This is a genomic window from Clostridium sp. TF06-15AC, assembly GCF_003481165.1.
Taxonomy (GTDB): domain Bacteria; phylum Bacillota; class Clostridia; order Lachnospirales; family Lachnospiraceae; genus Otoolea; species Otoolea fessa.
Map to the genome: position 1 here is coordinate 123,007 of NZ_QUKS01000008.1, position 21,534 is coordinate 144,540.

The window sequence follows — 21,534 nt, forward strand, 5'->3', positions numbered from 1 at the left end:
GGATGTGCTTTTTTCTATGGAAATATAGGACGTGCTTTTGTATAATAGATATAGAGAAAAGACAGCAGACGAATGATGGCAGGAGGCATGATAAAAGAATGGCAGATACAAAGCAGTGGAGGGCGGCAGATGGGAGACTGCAGCCGGGATTTCAGACAGCAGGTTTTACATTGAAACAGGTGGGAAAACTGCAGGCGCTGGGAGCGCAGACACTGTATTTTGAACATGAGAAAAGCGGGGCGTCCCTGTTTTATATCAGAAATAAAGATACAAACCGGGGATTCTCGATTTCCTATCGGACACCGCATCTGGATGAGACGGACACGAATCATGTGTTTGAGCATTCGGTACTTGCTTCCTCTGATAAATATCCGAGTAAGGATATTTTTTTTGATCTTTGCAGCAAGACATACCACACATTTGTAAATGCATTTACCTATATACCATTTACGGCATATCCGGTGTGCAGCCAGAGCGAGGAACAGCTGCTTAAGATGGCAGATGTGTATTTAAGCTGCATGAAAGCGCCGGGAATCCGGCGGGAACGCCGCTTTTTTGACCGTGAAGCGGTCCGCTATGAGCTGCGCGACCGCGAAAGCCCGATTACGCTGGCAGGAACGGTGTACAGCGAGGATTTCGGCATGCTGAATGATACAGATAATGAGGCACTGCGGAATGTTTTGCGGGCGCTGTATCCGGGGGAGACGGCGGCAAATGCGAATGGACAGGCGCACCGTTTTTATAAGGATCTGACGTATGAACATACGATGGAGATGTATGATCGATTTTATCGGTTCGATAATGCTCTGATTTTGTTGTATGGGGATCTGGACTGGAAACGGTTTCTGGCATTCCTGGATAAAGAGTATCTGTGTGATGCAAAGAAAAGCTATGGAAAAGAAGACGGATGGAGTTTCCAGTCAGGCAGCGGGCGACAGGAAAAACAGGAAATGCAGAATATAGGGATGAGTGCGTTTTACAGCCCCGAGCCAGATGGTTTGGAAAATGGGGGAGAATCATTCTTCCGTCAGGCAACCGTTCCCAGTCCTGCTTACCGGGGAGACGCATCGGAGAATGCGGCGGTGGTATCGTATGCGATGGATCTGAGCGGCATTTCATGGGAAAAGCTGATCCAGTACAGCATCATTGCGGGAATGATGAATGTGGATGGATCGGTTTTCAGGGAAAAGCTGCGGACGGCGGGCATCCATTGTGATGCGAGCGCATCGGTGATGATGGAGGCAGAAAAGCCATTTTTTGTTTTCGAAATGACAGACAGCAGTCCGAAGGATGCAGAACGGTTCCGGCAGGTGTCGGATGAGACATTGTGCGAGATGCAGGAGCGCGGGATCGACCCGTCAGTGGTGGAGACGGCGCTCAAGGCGCGGGCGATACATGATTATACGGCAGGCGAAGATACGGATGTATTTGCGGATTCGATCGTGCCGGAAGTCAGCCTGAAATGGGCACTGACGGGCGATGCGGATGTGTATGCGGATGAGGCGGCAGCCTATGATTCTCTGGATGCAGGGACGGCACAGGCGGAGATTCGACGGTTTGCGGCAGAGCTTGGCGCGGCGAAGCGGCGGGTTCTTGTCACGACGGTTCCGACGCCGGGGATGGCAGAGGAGATGGAGCAGGAGCGCGACGCGTATCTGGCGCAGATGAAGGCGGAGATGAGCGAGGCAGAGCTGGATGCGCTGATTGCGAAGACCCTGGATTTTGATGCGTGGAATGCGTCGGAGTGTTCGAATGCGGATTTTATGATCCGGGTCGATGAGCTTCCGCCGCCGGAAGAGACGCCGGAATATCAGATATATGAGATAAATGGGATTTCGGTCTATGAATCGCCGTCGGATCTGGAAGCGATCAGCTATAATCGTTTATATCTGGATTTGAGCGGCGTGCCGGAAGAGGACCGTTTTTACATTCCTTTATATACAATGTTTGTTTCAGAGCTTGAAAATGCCCGGTATGGCAGAATGGAAAAGGAAAATCAGATTGAGCGCTATCTGCATGATTTTTCCATGAATGAGGGACATCCGGAGGTTCGGGCGGGACGAAACAGCCATCCGACGCTGGCGGTGAGCTGGTACGGGATGGCGGAGGATTATGAAGAGAGCCTGTATGTCCTGTTGGAACTCTTATCACATCCACTGTGGAGAGATAAGAATGCGGTTCTTCAGGCACTGGATGAGACGATTCCGTCCTGTGATGAGTCGCGCAGTGATGCGTATTCGCTGGCGGTGCGTCTGGCGGCATCTGGCTATAGCATCAATACGCGGTATCAGGAATATGTCGGCGGACAGGCGTTTTATGAGTTTTTGAAAAAACTGCGCGGGCGACTGGAACAGGAGGATGCAGCGATCTTCCAGCTGGCAGAGAAGATGGAGGAGGTGCGCGACCGCATCCTGCATGGAACAGCGGTGACGATTCTTCATGTTGCACCGAGGGAAAATCTGGAATGGATGCGGAACTGTGCGGGGCGGATTCTGGGAAATCTGCGGGGAGAACAGATGCCAGACCATGAAAATAAAACGGAAAACAGAGGGGAAAATGCTGGGTATACCTTCCCGGTTCCGGCGCGCAGGGAGGCGGTAATTGTGGAGAGTTCCAGCCAGTATACCGTCTTTTCGGCAGAGCTGAGCGCTGTAGATGGATTTTCCGGGCGGATTCTTCCGTATGTAAATGCGCTGGATGACCGGTATTTTGTGCCGCAGCTCCGTTTTCAAGGCGGCGCCTACAGCGCGTCGTTTGCATTTACGCCGACGATGGACCGGATCGTGGCGAGTACATACCGGGATCCGAAGGTCAGTGAGACGATCGAGGCGATCCGGGCGGCAGCGGGTGTATTGGAAAAACTGCAGCTTTCGGAGGCAGATCGGAATGGCTATATTTTAAGCAGTTACGGCAATGCGACGGCGCCGTGCGGATGCCTGGGACGGCGGATGGCAGCGATGCAGTATGCATACAATGGCCTGGATATTGTACAGATCCGTCGTTGGACAGAGGAGATCCGTGAGACGACCGCAGAGGATCAGAAAGAGGCGGCGCGGATCATCCGGCGGCTTCTGGAAGAAGCGTGGATTGTGACGACTGGAAATCAGACGGCGATCGAGATGGATCGGGACTGCTTTGACCGGATCCGGGATTTCCGCAGTAAAATGGCTGAATAACCAGATCCATATTTATAGGGAGGTAGAGAGAATGCGTACAAAGCGATTGGGAGACATGCTTTTGGAGCTTGGACTGATCACAGAAGGGCAGCTTAAAGAGGCGCTTGACTATCAGGCGAGGGAGAAAGAACGTCTGGGAACAACGCTGGTCAAGCATCATTATATCACGGAAGGTCAGCTGATCGATGCGCTTCGCATGCAGCTGGGCATTGACTATATTGATTTGACGCGGGTCGATATCAGCCCGGAAATGTCGAGTTTTGTGCCGAAAAACCTGGCAAAGAAGATGACGATCGTACCGGTGCGTATTTCCAAAGACCAGCTCTATCTGGCAATGGCGGATCCGCTGAACTTCATGGCGATTGAGGAAGCACAGCATACTTCCAAAAAGAAAATTGTGCCGATGATCGCCTCTGAACCGGCGGTGAAGCGTGCGATCAATATTTTGTATGGCAACGAGGGAGCGGCAGAAGCGATGGCGCAGATGCAGGCAGAGACGGCAGCGGCACAAGAGGTGCGTCAGGGGCAGACGGCGGCAAGAGAAGGACAGGAAAATGTGACGCCGATGATCCGCCTGGTCAATTCGATTATTGAGCGCGCCATTTCGGAAAATGCTTCGGATATCCATTTTGAGCCGACGGAGGAGGAGATGGTCGTCAGGATGCGTATCGACGGGCAGCTTCACCGGATCATGACGATCCCGTCGGAACTCAAGGATTCGGTCATTTCGAGGCTTAAAATCATGTCCCAGCTCGATATTGTCGAAAAAAGAATTCCGCAGGATGGTCGTGCGGTGATGCATTTAAGAGGAAAAGATATTGATATGCGTATATCCACCCTTCCGACCCTGTATGGAGAAAAAGTGGTTATCCGTATTTTGAAACGAAATGAGGAGACGCTGAACCGCCGCGGTATCGGTATTCCGGCAGTGGAGGATGCAAAGATTGATACACTTTTAGGGCTTACTTCCGGAGTTATCATGATTGTAGGACCGACTGGTTCAGGTAAATCTTCGACGATGTATACGCTGATCCGCGAACTTCTTTCGGATCGGACCAACCTGATTACACTGGAGGATCCGGTGGAATACCATATCAAGGGCGCGACACAGGTGCAGATCAATGAAAAAGTGGGGCTGACCTTTGCATCGGGTCTGCGCTCAGTTCTGCGTCAGGATCCGGATATCATCTGCGTCGGCGAGATCCGTGACGGTGAGACGGCAGAGATCGCGATGCGTGCGGCAATGACGGGACATCTCGTTATCACCACGATTCATACGGAAGATGCGATCTCGGCGATTGACCGTCTGCGAGATATGGGCGTGGCGCCATACCTGATTGCGGCGGGACTGCGAGGCGTTATTTCCCAGCGGCTGCTGAGGAAAATCTGTCCGAACTGCAAAACCCAGATTCAGCCGCCGAAAAAAGCGCTTGAGATGGCAGGAATCCCGGAGAAGCCTGGAAAATTATACTGGCAGGGAGCCGGATGCGATCAGTGCTTCCATTCGGGATACCGGGGCAGAATCGGTGTGTTTGAGGTAATGCTGATTCAGGAGGAGCTGCGCCGGTGCATTCTGGAAGGAGCTGACCGGACACGTTTCTTAGAGGCAGCCAGAAGAGCGAGCCAGTATGTTCCGATGCTGGAACACGCGCAGAAGCTGGTAGAAGAGGGTGTTTCGACGGTAGACGAGGTGATCCGGACGCTGCTGGCACTGTAAATGGTGCAGAAAGAGAAGAGGAGGCAGATGGTATGTATGGAATCGAGGAATTAATCGCGCTGGCAGCTGAAAAAAGGGCATCGGATGTGCATCTGATTGCAGGGCTGCCGCCAAAATGCAGAATTGACGGCAGAATCGAGACGCTGACGGATGGCGGGCTGACGCGTGAGGATTGTGAGGAATATGGACGCCAGCTGGCAGGCAATGCGGCAGATCAGATCGAGGCGATCGGACAGCTGGATTTTAGTGCTTCGTTTGCGGGACGGCGTCTCCGTGTGAATCTGTTCCGGCAGCAGGGCGCGCTCTCTGCGGCGATCCGTCTTCTGGGCAGTACGATTCCGAACCTGTCGGAGCTGGGGCTTCCGGAAGCAGTGAATCAGTTTTCAAGCTGGAATAAAGGCATTATTCTGGTAACCGGCGAGACGGGAAGCGGCAAGTCAACGACGCTGGCGGCAATTTTAAATGAGATCAACCAGAATCGTCCGCTCCATATGATTACGCTGGAAGACCCGATCGAGTATGTCTATGAACCGGCGCAGGCGATCATCAACCAGCGCGAGGTGGGCGTGGATGTAGAGAGCTATGATAAGGGGCTTTATGCAGCGCTCCGTGAGGACCCGGATGTCATTTTGATTGGAGAAATGCGTGATCCGGCGACGATCGAGACGGCGCTGATGGCGGCGGAGACGGGACATCTTGTTTTTTCCACCATTCATACCAATTCGGCAATCGACAGCATTGACCGGATTGTGGGTGTTTTTCCAGAGGATAAACAGCCGCAGATCCGGATGCAGCTCTCGATGACGCTGCGGGCGGTGCTGTCACAGCAGCTGGTGCCGAGGGCGGGCGGCAAGGGCAGGGCGGCAGCTTGTGAACTTATGATGCTCACGCCGGCGATCCGGAATCTGATCCGCGATGGAAAAACACCGCAGATGCAGAGCTATCTGCTTTCTAGTGCAAAAGAGGGCTCTATTACGATGGATAATTTTCTGATCCGTATGGCGAAAGAGGGCGTGATCACACCGCAGACGGCAGTCGATGCGTCCCAGGACCCGCAGGAGCTGAGAGAGAAACTGGCGGCGGTGCAGTATTAATAATATGGTAAAAACGGGTGAATGAAGCCTGCGAGGAATGCAGATTACTAGAAAACATAAAAATGTATGTTTGTGTAAATACTGAGATTGTAGCGAAAGTTTGAACAGTATATTTTTGACAATGTTTTTATGTTTCAGGAGGAGTTATATGCAGGCAGGTAAATCAAGCATCCAGTTTGAGCATCCGCCCATCATCACATCGGCGGCATCGATCGTGGGGCAGACGGAAGGCGAGGGACCGCTGGCAAGTTTTTTTGACCGGGTGGAGCCGGATCCGACGTTTGGGAAAAAGTCGTGGGAGGAGGCGGAGAGTGAATTGCAGCGCCAGACGGTGCAGAAATGTCTGGATAAGGCGAGCAGACAGGCGGCGGATGTGAATTGCCTGTTTGCGGGAGACCTGTTGGGACAGATTGTGGCGACCTCGTTTGGGGTGGAGTTGTTTGATATCCCGTTTTTCGGGCTTTACGGCGCCTGCTCGACGATGGGAGAGGCGATGATTCTGGGGGCGATGGCAGCAGGGGCCGGCTATGCGGATCGGGTTCTGGCGCTGGCGTCGAGCCATTTTGCCTCGGCAGAACGGCAGTTCCGGTTTCCGCTGGCGTATGGGAATCAGAGACCGCAGTCCACAACCTGGACGGTGACCGGGTGCGGGTGTGTGATGATCGAGGGAAATGAGAAAAATGAAGGGAAAGATGGGCGCAGAGCGAAAGAAAATGCGTCAGAATCACTGAAAAATGCTGGACAGGAAAAATTGCATCCCAAATTTCAACCTTGTATCCCAGCTGCCACCCCCGGAAAGATCGTCGATATGCAGATGCGCGATTCCATGAACATGGGAGCGGCAATGGCGGTGGCGGCGGTAGACACAATCTTGCAGAATTTCCGTGATTTTAATCGGAAACCATCTGACTATGACCGGATCATCACTGGCGATCTGGGAATGGTGGGGAAGGAGATCCTGCTTGATTTTATGCGCGAGGCAGGACAGGATATTTCCAGCATCCATATGGACTGCGGGATCGAAATGTTTGACCCGAAGACGCAGGATACCCATTCGGGCGGGAGCGGCTGCGGTTGCTCGGCGGCGGTGCTGTGCGGCTATATTCTTCCGAAAATACAGGCGGGTGAGTGGAAACGAGTCCTGTTTGTGCCGACCGGGGCGCTGCTGTCCCAGATCAGCTTTAATGAGGGGCAGAATGTGCCGGGGATTGCCCATGGAGTGGTGCTTGAGGGAAAAGAATCGTTCGGTGAATAATAGGTATTTGCAAGAAACTTTAGAGAGGGAGCAGAAAAATGGACTATATCAAAGCATTTGTGACCGGCGGACTTCTCTGTGCCGCCGTGCAGATTCTGATGGATAAAACGAAACTCATGCCGGGGCGGATCATGGTACTTTTGGTGGTATGTGGCTCGATTCTCGGTGCGATCGGCTTGTACGAACCGTATGCCAAATGGGCGGGTTCCGGGGCAACAGTGCCGCTGCTGGGGTTTGGGAATACGCTTTGGAAGGGCGTGCGGGATGGAATTGACAAGGATGGGGTTCTGGGGCTGTTCACCGGCGGATTCACGGCGGGTGCGGCGGGGATTTCCGGGGCGTTGATCTTCGGCTATCTGTCATCGCTGATTTGCAAACCCAAGATGAAGGATTAGAGAGAAGACGAAAGAAAAGTAAAAGAAAGCAAAGCAAAAGAAAATCAGTTGAGGAAATAAAAAGCTGCTGTAAAAGAGGCATATGAATGTCACTTTTTACAGCAGCTTTTTGCAGATATATTATTTTGCTGTTAATGCTCCGGATTCGCCGGGACAATCGGAATATTATTTCCATTCCGTCCACTTCCCGCCATCGGGCGTGGAACCGCAGAGTGGATCGGAGCCGATAGATTATCTGAATCGGGGCTGTAGCCCGGAGCTGAGAAATCGGCGCTCTCAGAAGGATGGATGATCGTGGACGAACCATTGTGAATCTTGCACTCGCCCGGCATGGAGAAGCGGGAATCGTCCGTTTCTCCGCCGTCTTCCGGAACGACCATAACTGTCTTGGAAATCTGCTGGTTCGTCGGGCAGAAGGCAGTTGAGATGCCGCCGGAGGCGGAGCAGATTGTCACGCGGGTGTGGTGATCGCAGGTCTCGGTCGGAACCGTGCCCTTCGCGAAATATTCAGTGTAGACGGCCGTTCCGCGCGGGTCACTGCTGCAGACGCCGGAAACCGGAAGCTTGCCGGATTTGCGGCATACTTCAGCAGTTTCAATGCTGTCCGGAACCGTAAATCCGGAGTCGCTTAAGCTCTCATGGACACGTGTCATGATATTTCGCCAGATGCGCTTGTGGTAACTGGTACCGCCGTTTGAAACGGTGCCGCCTTTTAATGGCTGGTTATTGTCGCACCCGCCCCAGATACCGGCAGTGTAGTACGGCGTAAAGCCTACAAACCAGACGTCGACGTTGCTGGTGGTCGTACCGCTCTTTCCGGCGCAGCTCATATTGGGAATCGCCGCTGTCGTACCGGTCGATTTAACCCCGGAACCGGAACGCGTATACATTGTATTGCTCTGCATAACATCCTGCATTGCGCTGGTTAAAAGATAGGCGGTAGAGTCTTTGAGCGCCTGCCGCGTCTCCGGTTCATTGTCGATCAGTATCTTTCCGTTGCGATCCAGAATCTTAGTAAAGAAGATAGGCTTCGTGTAGGTGCCGCCGTTGGCGATCGCCGCAAATGCATTTGTCAGTTCCAGGTTGCTGACGCCCTTTGTCAGACCGCCGAGTGCTGTCGAGAGAGTCTGATCCTGGCTTACGAGGGAAGTGATTCCCAGCCGTTCGGCATATTCGACACCGAGCTGCGGCGTTACCGTGTCCGCCATGCAGCGCAGGGCGACGATGTTCATGGAATAGGTAATGCCGTCGCGGATCGTGTGATAGCCCTTGTAATCGCTGCCCCACCAGTTTCGGAACTCTTTTTCACCGGAAGAGTATGGTCCGTCATAGTAAACAGTTGATAGGGTCGCGCCGCAGGCATCCAATGCCGGGGCAAAGGAGGAAATGACCTTGAAGGTCGATCCTGGCTGCCGCAGGGAGTCGGTCGCACGGTTTAAGGTGCGGTTTGCCGTCTTCTGTCCGCGTCCGCCGTTGATTGCCTTGACATAGCCGGTGGACTGTTCGATCAGGACGAACGAGGTCTGCGGCTCTAAAATCATGGTAACTGATTCACCGAGAACGGTGCTTCCGTCCTGCGTGAGGGCGGTGCGGTACTCATCGATCGCCGTCTGCGCCTCTTCCTCGGAATTAAACAGCCCGTCAAAACCGCTTTGACCCTTGACCTGCTGGATCCATGTTTTCAGAGTTTCCTGTGAATAATGCTGCGTTTCCCCGTCTGGATGGGTCAGGGAAAGGCGGTATTCAACCGAATAGCGAGCCGCGTCGTAGTTGGCAGGATTGTTGACTTCCTCATCGACGATCGCCTGAATCTGCGGATCCTGCGGGGTGTAAATCTGCAGTCCGCCGCTGAACAGAAGATTGGACGCCTGCGTGTCAGTATAGCCGAGCTGCTCTTTGAGTGCTTCGGTGACCTGGCTGATTAGCTCGTCCGTGTAATAGGAGTACGGTGTCTCATTTTCCTTGAGCGCCGTGTCGACATTCTGGATACGGGCGTAGACGTCGTCCGCCAGTGCTTCCTCCTGTTCTTCTTTTGTGATATAGCCCTGCTCATACATTGCCTGCAAAATGACCTTGCGCCGGGCGGCATTTGCCTCCGCGCCGCTGATCGGATTCAGCTTTGACGGATTCTGTGTGATACCGGCGATGACCGCGCACTCAGAAAGGGTCAGATCGGAGACGTTCTTATTAAAATAGCGCAGCGCCGCTGCTTTGACGCCCAGCGTATTGCTGCCGAGGTTGATCGTATTTAAATAGTTCGTTAAAATGACCTTCCGATCGACGTTTTTTGTCAGCTGCAGCGCCAGATATTGTTCCTGGATTTTTCGTTCGATTTTGGAACCTTTGCTGGTCTCCATACCGCCGTTGAAGACGGTATTTTTGATGAGCTGCTGGGTCAGGGTGCTGGCGCCGCCTTTATAATTATTTGTCAGGACACCGACCACGGCGCGTGAAATGGAGCGCAGATCGATACCGCTGTGCTGCCAGAAACGCGAGTCCTCGATGGAGACGAATGCGTCGATCAGATCCTGAGGAAAATCCTCGTAGGATGCTTCGATTCGGTTCGAGTTAGAACCGACCAGCGTGTCGGTCACTTCCCCGGCGCTATTATATATAGTAGAAAAATATCCGCTTGGAGTGAAGCTGTCCGGGTTGAAGTCCGGCGAACTGTCCAGAATGCCTTTAAACATGCCGATAAAGGTGCTGACACCTGTCACGCAGAGAAACAGAACAAGAACAAAGGCAGTCTTGAAGAAGGTCAGAAACAGCCGGTTGGCGTATTTCTTCTTCCGGGAATTGGCTGCCCGGATCCGTTTCTTGGTTGCTTTTACACCGTAATTCATGAGAACCTCCTTTGGGTTCGTAGTGGTTCGTTCTATTAATAAATACAGTATTTCCAATTATATCAAAATTCATGGGATAAATAAATACTATTGTCATGAAGTTTTTTTTACGGTATCATAAAAGATAAGGGTTGTTCACGGGTAGGCACTTTTGGAAGCAAAAGTGCCGTAAGAAAACGTGGTGGCAGTAGGAATTTGCCGTATTGAAATGCGAAGCCACGGCAAATTCTGTTACTGGGCACGTATGCGTGAACAGTAGCTAAGGTTTACAAGCGGTTAAAGAGGTGAAAAAACATCCGTTTTAAGGATGCGTAGTTCATAGATGGAGGAAAAGATGAAAGAGCGCTATAAAATCGTCTATCAGGGCGGCGAGGGCGAGATTGTGGAGAAGAAGTCCCGCTTTATCGCGGAGATCCGCCCGGTGGAATCGGAAGAAGAGGCGACGGCATTTATTGCAGAAGTCAAGAAGAAATATTGGGATGCGAGACATCATTGTTCGGCATTTACGATCGGAGAAAATAACGAGGTGGCGCGCTGCAGCGACGACGGCGAACCGGCGCAGACGGCGGGACGCCCGATGCTGGATGTGCTGCTGGGACGCGAGCTTCACAACGTCTGTGCGGTTGTGACCCGGTACTTTGGCGGGACACTTTTAGGAACCGGCGGACTGGTGCGGGCATACGGCGGCGCAGTCCAGGAAGGTCTTAAAAACTGTGTGGTTCTGGAAAAATGCCTGGCTCGTAAATGGAAGGTTGGGACAGACTACAGCGGGCTTGGAAAGGTGCAGTACATTTTGGCAGAAGCAGAGCTGCCGATTCTGGACAGCGAGTACGGCGAGGGTGTGGATCTGACGATCCTGGTGCCGTTTGACCAGGCGGGAGCAGCGGAGAAGAAGCTCATAGAGGGCACAAATGGAAGATGCCGGATCGAAAAACTGGATGAAGTTTATTTTGGCATGGATGACGGAAAAATCATTTTATTGTAAAAAAAGATTGAATAATGGATAAAAAAATGCTAAAATAACAAGCTGTATTATTTTGTGGGCGGATCCTTTGCCAAAGACGAAACGGCAGGATGCTTGTCTGTGACAGAAAATAATTATTAATTAGTACATGTAATGAATCATCATAAGAAAAGAGAGTAAGCAGATATGAAAATGAAACGGGAAGATGTCAGAAACGTTGCAATTATCGCTCACGTTGACCACGGTAAAACGACGCTGGTAGACCAGCTGCTTCGCCAGAGCGGTGTATTCCGTGCCAATCAGGAAGTAGTCGATCGTGTCATGGACTCTAACGATATTGAGCGTGAGAGAGGTATCACGATTCTGTCCAAGAATACGGCTGTTAATTACAACGGCACCAAGATCAACATTATCGATACACCAGGACATGCGGACTTCGGCGGCGAGGTAGAGCGTGTTCTTAAGATGGTAAACGGCGTTATCCTTCTGGTAGACGCATATGAGGGCGCGATGCCGCAGACCAAATTCGTTCTGCGTAAAGCACTGGAACTGGATCTGCCGGTTATCGTATGTATCAATAAGATTGACCGTCCGGAAGCACGTCCGGAGGAGGTTGTGGACGAGGTTCTCGAACTTCTGATGGATCTGGATGCATCCGACGAGCAGCTTGACTGCCCGTTCTTGTATGCATCTGCACGTTCTGGCTATGCGAAGAAGAACCTGGACGATCCGAATGTGGATATGAAGCCGCTGTTCCAGACCATTCTGGATTACATCCCGGCGCCGGAGGGAGATCCGGATGCAGAGACACAGGTTCTGATCAGCACGATTGATTACAACGAGTATGTAGGACGTATCGGCGTTGGTAAGATCGACAACGGTTACCTGAAAGTAAATCAGGACTGCGTCATCGTCAACCATCATGAGCCGGACAAGTTCCGCAAAGTTAAGATCGGTAAGCTCTATGAGTTTGAAGGTCTGAATAAAGTAGAAGTACAGGAAGCAAAGATCGGTTCGATCGTAGCGATTTCCGGTATCGCAGATATCCACATCGGTGATACCCTGTGTTCACCGGAGAAACCGGAGGCAATTCCGTTCCAGAAGATTTCTGAGCCGACCATTTCCATGGATTTCATGGTAAACGACAGCCCGCTGGCAGGTCAGGAAGGTAAATTCATCACTTCCCGCCACATCCGCGAGCGTCTGATGCGGGAGCTGAATACCGATGTCAGCCTGCGTGTAGAGGAGACAGACTCCGCTGACTGCTTCAAGGTATCTGGCCGTGGCGAGCTGCATCTGTCCGTCCTGATTGAGAATATGCGCCGCGAGGGCTTTGAGTTCGCAGTCAGCAAGGCGGAGGTACTCTACAAATATGACGAGAGAAACCGCAAATTAGAGCCGATGGAGATCGCTTACGTCGACGTACCGGATGACTTTACCGGTGCTGTTATCCAGAAGCTGACCAGCCGTAAAGGCGAGCTGCAGGGCATGAGCCCGATCGGCAGCGGATACACAAGACTGGAGTTCTCGATTCCGTCCAGAGGTCTCATCGGCTACCGCGGCGAGTTCATGACTGATACAAAGGGAAATGGTATCTTAAACACCAGCTTTGACGGCTATGCACCGTTCAAGGGCGAATTAAGTTACCGCAAACAGGGATCCCTGATTGCATTTGAGGCAGGCGAGTCCATCACCTACGGTCTGTTCAATGCCCAGGAGCGCGGAACCCTGTTCATCGGACCGGGCGTTAAAGTTTACTCCGGCATGATTGTCGGACAGAGCGCAAAACCGGAAGACATCGAGTTAAACGTCTGCAAAACCAAAAAGCTGACCAACACCCGTTCTTCCAGCGCCGATGAAGCCCTTCGCCTTGTTCCGCCGAAAATCATGAGCCTGGAGCAGTGCCTCGACTACATCGATACCGATGAACTTCTCGAGATCACCCCGACCAGCTTACGAATCCGTAAAAAGATTCTTGATCCGACTCTGAGAAAGAGAGCGATGATCAGCCGTAAAAATAGCTAAATAATCGTAAAGTGGGAGCAGCCGCGCAAGCCAGCTGCTCCTTTTCGTATATTCAAGCGAGAGATATCCAGGAAACGACGCGCCCCGCCGTTTCCGTCCCTCTGCCGATCCCATTCCCTCTGTCGATTCATGTCCCCCACCCTGTCGAAATTTCCCCCTCACTTCTTCTTCTAAAACGGTCATTCCCCTCATACATATATACAGTAAGAAGCAGGACTCCAAGAACCTGCCATGAAAAACTGCAAAAAAGAAGAGGAGAGAGATACTATGTCGGAAAAAATGATTGAAAACAACAAGGTTAGCGTGATTGGTGAGGTCGTATCGGAATTTACATTCAGCCACGAAGTATTCGGGGAAGGATTTTATATCGCAGACCTGGCAGTCAGCCGTCTGAGCGATCAGGTGGACGTGATTCCACTCATGATTTCAGAACGACTTCTGGATGTATCGAAAGACTACCGCGGAATGACGATGGAGGCGATCGGCCAGTTCCGTTCCTACAACCGTCATGAGGGCGCGAAAAACCGTCTGGTGCTGTCTGTGTTTGTCCGTGAGATTCATTTCCTGGAAGAATTTACGGATTACACCAAAACCAACCAGATTTTTCTGGAAGGCTATATCTGCAAGGAGCCAATCTACCGGAAAACACCGCTGGGACGCGAGATTGCCGATATGCTGCTGGCGGTCAACCGTCCGTATGGAAAATCCGATTACATACCGTGTATTGCGTGGGGCAGAAATGCCCGCTATGCGTCCGGATTTGGCGTGGGAAGCCACGTGTGCGTGTGGGGGCGCGTGCAGAGCCGTGAATATACGAAGAAACTGAGCGAGACAGAGTGCGAGAAACGTGTGGCATACGAGGTGTCGGTCAGCAAGCTGGAGTGCGTGGAAGAATAGGATAGGTTTAGGATGTTACAGCAAATTTTGAAGCCGGTTATGCAATCTATAGGACATGATAAATGGCTGGTTTTGCCATAGCTTGCCAAAACAGATAAAATATGCTAGAATAAGGCAGTTTACAGAATTCGTAAAACGATCATTGGATGGATAGAAATAAAACACACAGGCCTGTGTGTAAAAAGACATCAGGAAAGACAGTCTGTGCGCCAGCGCAGCGGGAGGCACAGAAAGAGGAGAGGGAAATGAAAAAGGGGAAAGTTCATATCATCTTCGGCACCGGGATGGGAAAAACAGCGATGGCACTGGGACGTGGTGTCAGTGCAGCCATGCACGGCCGGAAGGTAATTATGATACAATTCTTAAAGGGAGTGCTGAGCCATGAGACAGCAGATGGGTTAAAACAGCTGGAGCCGGCATTTAAAGTATTCCGATTTGAAAAACAGAATGAGTATTATGAAAATCTCTCTGAAGAAGGCAAAAAGGAAGAGCTCTGCAATATTCAGAACGGGTATAATTTTGCAAAAAAAGTACTCTGTACCGGCGAATGCGATATGCTGATTCTGGATGAATTTCTTGGGGTGTTAGATCAGAAACTGGTCGGAGACGATGCTCTGGAAACACTGCTGGCAGCGCGCGAGGAGAATGTCGATCTGATTCTGACCGGAAAAGTATGCCCGGCTGGGGCAGAGGAGCATGCAGACGAGGTGACGCGCCTGGAATGCCTGAAGCCGTCAAACGATCATGCGTGCATGAACGGTTGACAAGTATTCAAAGTAATGCTAAGATAGAAAAAACAAGTAGAGGTTGCGTTGATTATCAGTAAGCGGTTGGATGCGGCAGGTGCAGGAGAAGACAGCTGAAAGGATGATACGCCGAAGGGCTGCGGCGCCTGTATCTGCAGTTCCTGGGTGCAGGATGAAGAATTCTGTAACTGTCATCGACAGATGGGGAGCTACTGGGAGTTTGGATTTGAATTCATAGAGCTGGCCATTGTGCCAGCTTTTTGTACGCTCAGGACCGACAGGCTGCAAACATTCGTTTGAAGCGGGGACAGAAACGGACTCTGGAATAGAAACTCAGCCATCGTGCAAAAGAATAAGGAGGAAACAAAATGTCTATTTTTGAAGGAGCAGGCGTAGCGCTGGTAACGCCATTTCATGAGGATGGAAGCGTAAATTATGAGAAACTGGAGCAGATCGTAGAAGAACAGATCGCTGGCGGTACAGACTGTATTATCGCCTGCGGTACGACCGGCGAGGCGGCTACATTAAGCCATGAGGAGCACATCGAGGTGATCCGTTTCGTATGCCAGGTCGTAAATAAGAGAATCCCGGTTGTAGCAGGAACCGGTTCCAACTGCACAGAGACAGCGGTATATCTGTCTACCGAAGCGAAAAAGGCAGGAGCAGACGGACTTCTGCTCGTATCCCCGTATTACAATAAATCAACCCAGAAGGGTTTAAAGGTTCATTTCTCAGAGGTCGCAAAGGCAGTTGATCTTCCGATCCTTCTGTACAATGTACCGAGCCGTACCGGCGTCAATATCACCCCGGAGACGATCGTGGCACTGTGCAAGGAATATGAGAACATCGTCGGTGTCAAAGAAGCAAGCGGCAATTTCTCCGCGATCGCACAGATTGCAAGCCTGTCAGGCGGATCAGTTGATATTTACTCCGGCAACGACGACCAGACGGTTCCGATGATGGCACTGGGCGCAAAGGGCGTTATCTCCGTATTATCCAACGTGGCACCGCGTCAGGTACATGATATGTGCGCGGCATTCAAGGCTGGCGATGTAGCGAAGGCAAGACAGATGCAGATAGATGCAATTCCGCTGATTGAGGCGCTGTTCTGCGAGGTAAACCCGATTCCGGTTAAGGAAGCGATGAACATGATGGGCGAGGAAGTGGGTCCGTTCCGTAAACCGTTAGTGGATATGGAACCGGCAAACCGCGATCGTCTGAGAAGAGAACTGGTAAATTACGGAATCAGCCTGAAAGAGTGATAAGATCGTTACTGTACACGGGTAGGCACTTTTGGAACCGAAAGTGCCGTAAGAAAACGTGGTGGCAGCAGGAATTTGCCGTATTTAAATGCGAAGCCACGGCAAATTCCGTTACTGGGCACGTATGCGTGAACAGTAACATAAGATCCGTTAAAACGGGCAGTGAAACAGAATGCAAAAATCAGATTCGGAGGCGTGCGGCAGGGCGCTGCACCTCTGAATTTTGAATGAGATAGGGAAATGAGGTTTTAACAGATGGTACGAGCAATTATGCATGGCTGCAACGGCGCCATGGGACAGGTTATTTCCGGAATCGCAGCGAAGGACGAGGAGATCTCTATCGTTGCGGGTATTGATATGAGAACCGAGCAGAAAAATGATTATCCGGTTTTTGCGTCTCTGAACGAATGCAAGGTAGAAGCGGATGTTGTGATTGATTTTTCCAATGCAGCAGCTGTCGATGAACTTCTCGACTGGTGTGCAGAGAAGAAAATGCCGGTTGTTTTGTGTACGACAGGACTTTCCGAGGTACAGCTGGCAAAGGTAGAAGAGACGGCAGAGAAGACAGCTGTTCTTCGCTCTGCAAATATGTCTCTTGGTATCAATATGCTCTTAAAGCTTCTGAAAGAAGCAGCGCAGATTCTGGCTCCGTCTGGATTTGATATTGAGATTCTGGAGAAACACCACAATCAGAAGGTGGATGCTCCGAGCGGTACGGCGATTGCGCTGGCAGATTCGATCAACGAGGCGATGGGCAATACATACCATTACAAATACGATCGTTCCGCTACACGTGAGAAACGTGATGCGAAGGAGATTGGTATTCAGGCGATCCGCGGCGGCACAATCGTAGGCGAACACGATGTCATTTTCGCTGGTCAGGATGAGGTGATTACCTTTAATCATACAGCTTATTCCAAGGCGATTTTCGCAAAGGGTGCGGTACAGGCAGCCAAATTCCTGGCAGGAAAGCCGGAGGGACGGTATGATATGGCGGATGTGATCGGTTAAGAGATTTTATACAGATGTGAAAATGGAATCCCGGCTGTGAGTAAGTTTATCCACTCACAGCCGGGTTTTTTATTTTTGGAACTTTTCCTGCCCTTGTGTTTGTGAATGAAAGCTTCCGAAAATCAATTTGTCAAGGTTAGGGTATCATTTTTTTACATCTTGTGTAAAAAAATGACATCTTGTGCAGCGCAAATTGTAGAAAAATAAAACAAATGATAAGATGAATACAACAAGAAAAGCTTGAAATCGTGAAAAAGAAGAAAAACTCCAGAATAAAAATACATGAAGATCAATACGAGGAGGTATGCTATGAGAAAACGCAAATGGATGAAGGCGGGTGCCTGTGCACTCAGTGCCGTTTTGATCATGGGCTTGTATGCCGGACCGGCTTTTGCAGAATGGATAGGTACAGGAGGTGCAAGAGCCTACATCATAAATGGACAGATGCAGACAGGCTGGCAGCAGATCGATGGAAAATGGTATTACCTGAATGAACAGGGAGCACCGCAGATCGGCTGGGTAAAAGACGGGGAGAAACAGTATTTCTGTACGGCGTCGGGGGAAATGGTCAGCGGTGTCGTCTGGATCAATGGAAAAACCTATTATTTTGGCACACCAGACAGTGGAGAGATGGCAACGGGCGTTGTCAGTATCAACGGAATTCCTTATACGTTTGAAAACGATGGCACATCGTTCGGCGGCCGCAAGCCGAGACCGGCGAGAAGCTTTGAGGTAAAAGTGGCAGAAGACGGAACGATGACCATCTTAGAGACGACCAATGCCGATACACCGAAGCTGAATTCCAGAACATCCAAAGAACGCAGACATTCTGGAGGCGGCGGTGGAAGTGAAACGCCGAGTGTGGTACCGAGTGATGCACCGGCGACGAAAGAACCGACCGAAAATCCGACGCCGAGCGTGAAACCGACCCAGCCGGGAGAGACGGAAGGGGATACAACAACGGAGCCGCCGCAGTCAACAACGGAGCCGTCGCAGCCAACAACGGAGCCGTCGCAGCCAACAACGCAGCCAACAGATCCGTGATCAATCTGAAACTAAGAGTATGAAGTGAAAATAATCGGCCAAGTTCAGATTTGGGGCGATTACAATCATCTATAATTTAACCTTGTTTTTGCTCTCCTGCATATAGGATGATGGAAACAGATTCATATACTCCCGAGCTCTTTCCTGCGTATGTGCAGGGAGGATCCCGGGAGTATATAAATTATAGCGATGAGAAAGAAACGGCGTGTCTGAGGGGAGTGCCACCGAAATGGAGCACTTAAAAAAGTCGTTAAAGGAGGTGCCAGAATGAAATCAGCTTACTGTATCGCCATTACGGCGTGCCTGACTGTCATCTGGCTGTATGAGGAAAAGAAAAAGCGGGGGATGGCGGGAAAGCTTTGCTGGAAAGCAGCGGCCGGGTATCTGATTACGCGCTTTGTATTCTTTGCCATTTCTAATCAGGAGGTTCATGGCTTCCTGGAAGTCATGGCAATGGATCTGGTGACAGCCGGACTTTTATATATTTTGTCCGGGAAAAACGGAAGCCGGGAATCAGCGTGGGAATGCCTGTATCTTTATATCTGGAATCCGATCCCGGTATTATCTGTTCTTTCACAGGGCAAAAAGCGGATGCTTTTTATCTGGCTGGCGGTATTGATTCTTTTCATGGGCAGTTCGTGGATAGAGCGCTTCAGAGCGCGCCTTGGAATAGAAAGATTCAAAAAAATTGGAATTCTTCTCACGGTTGCGGGAACTGGCATACTCTGGGCGCGGGATATCACCGGAGAGCGCTTCGGACAGTGCAGTCCGGGAGATGAATTTTATCCGCTGATGCTGATGTTTTTTGCGGTACTGGGTGTGGGAACCTGTGTATATGGAATCGCTTCTTATGTTGGAATAATACATGAAAAATGTCAAATTCCTGAATCGAAAGTCGAGCTGGATGAAGCAAAAGCGGCACGCTGCGTATCAAAACGAATGACGGGGAGTGAAAAAATAGATGCCGGGAAGAGCTTGGGAATAAAATCCTGTGAAAAGAACACAGAGTCGGAAAAGACTGGCGCGCCCTGGTCCGGCCGTGACTGGTGTATGGCAGCAGGATTGACAGTTCTCTTTGCTGTGATGGCATTTGTGAATCTTGGAAACATGAAGGCGCCGCAGACTGCGTATGAATTTGAAAAAAATGATAGCCACGGAAATGAGATGGTGCTTCGGTTTGATGGAAGTGTGACTATCTCAGAAGCACAGGTTTATCTGGGTGGAAAGGAGAAGAGACATTTTGTATGCTCGGTTCCGAATGCCGAGGGAGATGGCTGGGATGCCATCGGGGAAGAGACAGAATTGTTATCTGTATACTGCTGGAATCCAGTGGAAATTCATTACCGCACTTACGAACTAGGGATCGTGTCGATGGATGAGAGTGCAGAGGTTCTGGAAATCGTTCTTCTGGATCCGGATGGAAATCCGATCCTTCCATCCAATGCAGAGGATTATCCAGAGGCATTTGATGAGCAGGAATTGTTTCCGGCGGATACAACCTATGAATACCAAAGTATGTTTGATGAGGTTTACCATGCCAGAACGGCAAATGAGATAGTAGAAGGGCGTACAATTTATGAGACAACGCACCCACCGCTTGGAAAATGGTGGATGAGTCTGGGAATCCGCGTATTTGGAATGACGCCGTTTGGATGGCGGTGTGTATGCGCTCTGTTTGGCATCCTGATGGTGCCGGTCAGCTATGCGTTTATGCGGAAAATCAGCCGGAGTACATGGATTGCCTCATTTGCAGCACTGTTGATAGTCTTTGATTTCATGCACTTTACATTGTCAAGAATCGGAACCATTGATGTGATAGTGGGATTTTTTATCCTGCTTACCTTTTATCTGATGTATCTGGTGCTGGATGACCTGAAAATGGGATGCAGCTGGAAAACGGTGTGTCTGATGATTTTAAATGGCATGGCAGCTGGAGCGGCGATGGCATCGAAGTGGACAGGGGTATATGCCTGCGCGGGGATTGCAGTCCTCTTTTTTACATTTTTGTTCCAGGAATATGGGACAGCTGCGGCACGGACCAGAAAGGGAATGTCTGGACAGGCGGCGATAAGTTACCTGGCGGGGCTGTCTGTCATCTGTATCGCTGCATACATTTTGATTCCGGCAGTGATTTACGTTGCATCCTATCTTTCTTATGGAAATGGTATGGGAAATGGAAATGTTTTCCAGACTATGTGGGAAAATCAGCAGCTTATGCTTCATTACCATGAGAAAACGGTGTTTGAACATCCATATGCCTCTGAATGGTATGAGTGGGCCTGGATTAAACGACCGCTTCTGGATGCATACACGTCGCTTAAGTCTGGTAAAATCAGTGTGGTTTCAACTTTTGGAAACCCGGTAATCTGGTGGTCGGCAATTCCGGCGCTATTTTATACTATATACCTGTGGCAGATTCGACAGGATAAAATAGCGGGATATCTGTGCATTTCCTATGCTTCTATGCTGTTTCCGTGGTTATTTATCCACAGAACCGTGTTTATCTATCAGTATTTTGCGTGCAGTATGATACAGATTTTAATGCTGGGAAATTGTCTGCGTGTTTTCTGGGAAAGAGATCCGAAACGAACCAGGAAAGCAGCGTTGCTGTATCTTGCAGCAGTGATCGGCGCGTTCCTTCTTTTCTATCCGGTGCTGTCTGGATATCCGGTAAAACAGGAATTTGCCGAGCAGTGGCTGGAATGGCTGGAAGGTTGGGTGTTGTCATGAAAGAAAAAAAGAGAGACTGGGCGATCAGCGCTGGCTTTCTGGGGGTGCTTTTGACGGCTTATGTGATAAATTATAGATTTGGTTTTCTGGAAATTCTTGATTTTCATATCGAGAAAGTAAAGAAAGCATACCCACCTTATTTTGGCACCTATGACCAGATGGGTGAATTGACTGCATGGTTGAATAAAATCGAAAATCTGTTCTGTATCGGACGGAATGGACAGCATCGCTACAATAACATGGATCATTCGATGATGACAGCATTTTGTGCAGTGGATCTCCTTCTGGCGGGAAGTGCGGATAAGGAGCATATCTGGAGTGTGAATACAGAAAAAGCGTATCATGAGAAAAAATAAACTGCCTAAAAACCACAAC

Annotated in this window: 15 protein-coding genes and 1 riboswitch; of the genes, 14 read left to right on the forward strand and 1 reads right to left on the reverse strand. The window is 50.5% G+C overall.

Going from position 1 to position 21,534, the window contains the following annotated elements; translation table 11 throughout:
- Positions 1 to 98: 98 nt before the first annotated feature.
- The 5 genes from DXC57_RS14210 to DXC57_RS14230 all read left to right on the forward strand — a co-directional run bounded on the left by DXC57_RS14210 (position 99) and on the right by DXC57_RS14230 (position 7,637).
- Positions 99 to 3,176, forward strand: a complete 3,078-nt coding sequence (locus DXC57_RS14210) for an insulinase family protein (protein WP_182457326.1) — start codon at positions 99 to 101, stop codon at positions 3,174 to 3,176.
- A gap of 31 nt (positions 3,177 to 3,207) precedes the next feature.
- The gene (locus DXC57_RS14215) at positions 3,208 to 4,893 is read left to right on the forward strand and encodes a GspE/PulE family protein (protein ID WP_118653216.1); all 1,686 of its coding nucleotides are present in this window, start codon (positions 3,208 to 3,210) and stop codon (positions 4,891 to 4,893) included.
- A 32-nt stretch (positions 4,894 to 4,925) separates the two neighbouring features.
- Positions 4,926 to 5,987, forward strand: a complete 1,062-nt coding sequence (locus DXC57_RS14220) for a type IV pilus twitching motility protein PilT (RefSeq protein WP_118653218.1) — start codon at positions 4,926 to 4,928, stop codon at positions 5,985 to 5,987.
- A 148-nt stretch (positions 5,988 to 6,135) separates the two neighbouring features.
- On the forward strand, positions 6,136 to 7,242 hold the full coding sequence (locus DXC57_RS14225; RefSeq protein WP_118653220.1) for a stage V sporulation protein AD: 1,107 nt from the start codon (positions 6,136 to 6,138) through the stop codon (positions 7,240 to 7,242).
- A gap of 38 nt (positions 7,243 to 7,280) precedes the next feature.
- The gene (locus tag DXC57_RS14230; RefSeq protein ID WP_022359528.1) at positions 7,281 to 7,637 is read left to right on the forward strand and encodes a SpoVA/SpoVAEb family sporulation membrane protein; all 357 of its coding nucleotides are present in this window, start codon (positions 7,281 to 7,283) and stop codon (positions 7,635 to 7,637) included.
- Between the two features lie 131 nt (positions 7,638 to 7,768).
- On the opposite strand, the gene DXC57_RS14235 is transcribed toward DXC57_RS14230, so the two are convergent.
- Positions 7,769 to 10,480, reverse strand: coding sequence for a transglycosylase domain-containing protein (locus tag DXC57_RS14235; protein ID WP_118653222.1), 2,712 nt, complete (start codon positions 10,478 to 10,480; stop codon positions 7,769 to 7,771).
- 322 nt (positions 10,481 to 10,802) lie between these two features.
- On the opposite strand from DXC57_RS14235, the gene DXC57_RS14240 reads away from it, so the two are divergent.
- From DXC57_RS14240 to DXC57_RS14280, 9 genes are all read left to right on the forward strand, one after another.
- Positions 10,803 to 11,465 (forward strand): YigZ family protein, encoded by a 663-nt coding sequence (locus DXC57_RS14240; RefSeq protein WP_333491330.1) that lies wholly within the window; start codon positions 10,803 to 10,805, stop codon positions 11,463 to 11,465.
- Between the two features lie 165 nt (positions 11,466 to 11,630).
- Positions 11,631 to 13,469, forward strand: a complete 1,839-nt coding sequence (typA, locus tag DXC57_RS14245; RefSeq protein WP_118653224.1) for a translational GTPase TypA — start codon at positions 11,631 to 11,633, stop codon at positions 13,467 to 13,469.
- Positions 13,470 to 13,736: 267 nt separating this feature from the next.
- Positions 13,737 to 14,366: a single-stranded DNA-binding protein gene (locus DXC57_RS14250; RefSeq protein ID WP_022359532.1), complete on the forward strand. Its 630-nt coding sequence runs from the start codon at positions 13,737 to 13,739 to the stop codon at positions 14,364 to 14,366.
- 245 nt (positions 14,367 to 14,611) lie between these two features.
- The gene (locus tag DXC57_RS14255; RefSeq protein ID WP_022359533.1) at positions 14,612 to 15,130 is read left to right on the forward strand and encodes a cob(I)yrinic acid a,c-diamide adenosyltransferase; all 519 of its coding nucleotides are present in this window, start codon (positions 14,612 to 14,614) and stop codon (positions 15,128 to 15,130) included.
- Positions 15,131 to 15,159: 29 nt separating this feature from the next.
- Positions 15,160 to 15,332: riboswitch (Lysine riboswitch) on the forward strand.
- Positions 15,333 to 15,480: 148 nt separating this feature from the next.
- A complete protein-coding gene (dapA, locus tag DXC57_RS14260; protein WP_118467484.1) occupies positions 15,481 to 16,374 on the forward strand; it encodes a 4-hydroxy-tetrahydrodipicolinate synthase in 894 nt (297 codons plus the stop codon).
- A 255-nt stretch (positions 16,375 to 16,629) separates the two neighbouring features.
- Positions 16,630 to 17,385 carry a 4-hydroxy-tetrahydrodipicolinate reductase gene (gene dapB, locus DXC57_RS14265; RefSeq protein ID WP_118653226.1) on the forward strand — a complete coding sequence of 252 codons (756 nt, stop codon included), beginning with the start codon at positions 16,630 to 16,632 and terminating at the stop codon, positions 17,383 to 17,385.
- 309 nt (positions 17,386 to 17,694) lie between these two features.
- Positions 17,695 to 18,429 (forward strand): hypothetical protein, encoded by a 735-nt coding sequence (locus DXC57_RS14270; protein WP_182457328.1) that lies wholly within the window; start codon positions 17,695 to 17,697, stop codon positions 18,427 to 18,429.
- Between the two features lie 267 nt (positions 18,430 to 18,696).
- Positions 18,697 to 21,159 carry a phospholipid carrier-dependent glycosyltransferase gene (locus tag DXC57_RS14275; protein ID WP_118653230.1) on the forward strand — a complete coding sequence of 821 codons (2,463 nt, stop codon included), beginning with the start codon at positions 18,697 to 18,699 and terminating at the stop codon, positions 21,157 to 21,159.
- Complete coding sequence (locus DXC57_RS14280) at positions 21,132 to 21,515, forward strand: hypothetical protein (RefSeq protein WP_147354108.1); 384 nt, start codon at positions 21,132 to 21,134, stop codon at positions 21,513 to 21,515. The genes DXC57_RS14275 and DXC57_RS14280 overlap by 28 nt, the downstream gene beginning before the upstream one ends.
- Positions 21,516 to 21,534: the final 19 nt, after the last annotated feature.

What these genes read in the sequence shown, in the direction of transcription:
- DXC57_RS14210 (WP_182457326.1), top strand. Translation starts at nt 99, where the DNA reads ATGGCAGATACAAAGCAGTGGAGGGCGGCAGATGGGAGACTGCAGCCG.
- DXC57_RS14215 (WP_118653216.1), top strand. Translation starts at nt 3,208, where the DNA reads ATGCGTACAAAGCGATTGGGAGACATGCTTTTGGAGCTTGGACTGATC.
- DXC57_RS14220 (WP_118653218.1), top strand. Translation starts at nt 4,926, where the DNA reads ATGTATGGAATCGAGGAATTAATCGCGCTGGCAGCTGAAAAAAGGGCA.
- DXC57_RS14225 (WP_118653220.1), top strand. Translation starts at nt 6,136, where the DNA reads ATGCAGGCAGGTAAATCAAGCATCCAGTTTGAGCATCCGCCCATCATC.
- DXC57_RS14230 (WP_022359528.1), top strand. Translation starts at nt 7,281, where the DNA reads ATGGACTATATCAAAGCATTTGTGACCGGCGGACTTCTCTGTGCCGCC.
- DXC57_RS14235 (WP_118653222.1), bottom strand. Translation starts at nt 10,480, where the DNA reads ATGAATTACGGTGTAAAAGCAACCAAGAAACGGATCCGGGCAGCCAAT.
- DXC57_RS14240 (WP_333491330.1), top strand. Translation starts at nt 10,803, where the DNA reads ATGGAGGAAAAGATGAAAGAGCGCTATAAAATCGTCTATCAGGGCGGC.
- typA (WP_118653224.1), top strand. Translation starts at nt 11,631, where the DNA reads ATGAAAATGAAACGGGAAGATGTCAGAAACGTTGCAATTATCGCTCAC.
- DXC57_RS14250 (WP_022359532.1), top strand. Translation starts at nt 13,737, where the DNA reads ATGTCGGAAAAAATGATTGAAAACAACAAGGTTAGCGTGATTGGTGAG.
- DXC57_RS14255 (WP_022359533.1), top strand. Translation starts at nt 14,612, where the DNA reads ATGAAAAAGGGGAAAGTTCATATCATCTTCGGCACCGGGATGGGAAAA.
- dapA (WP_118467484.1), top strand. Translation starts at nt 15,481, where the DNA reads ATGTCTATTTTTGAAGGAGCAGGCGTAGCGCTGGTAACGCCATTTCAT.
- dapB (WP_118653226.1), top strand. Translation starts at nt 16,630, where the DNA reads ATGGTACGAGCAATTATGCATGGCTGCAACGGCGCCATGGGACAGGTT.
- DXC57_RS14270 (WP_182457328.1), top strand. Translation starts at nt 17,695, where the DNA reads ATGAGAAAACGCAAATGGATGAAGGCGGGTGCCTGTGCACTCAGTGCC.
- DXC57_RS14275 (WP_118653230.1), top strand. Translation starts at nt 18,697, where the DNA reads ATGAAATCAGCTTACTGTATCGCCATTACGGCGTGCCTGACTGTCATC.
- DXC57_RS14280 (WP_147354108.1), top strand. Translation starts at nt 21,132, where the DNA reads ATGGCTGGAAGGTTGGGTGTTGTCATGAAAGAAAAAAAGAGAGACTGG.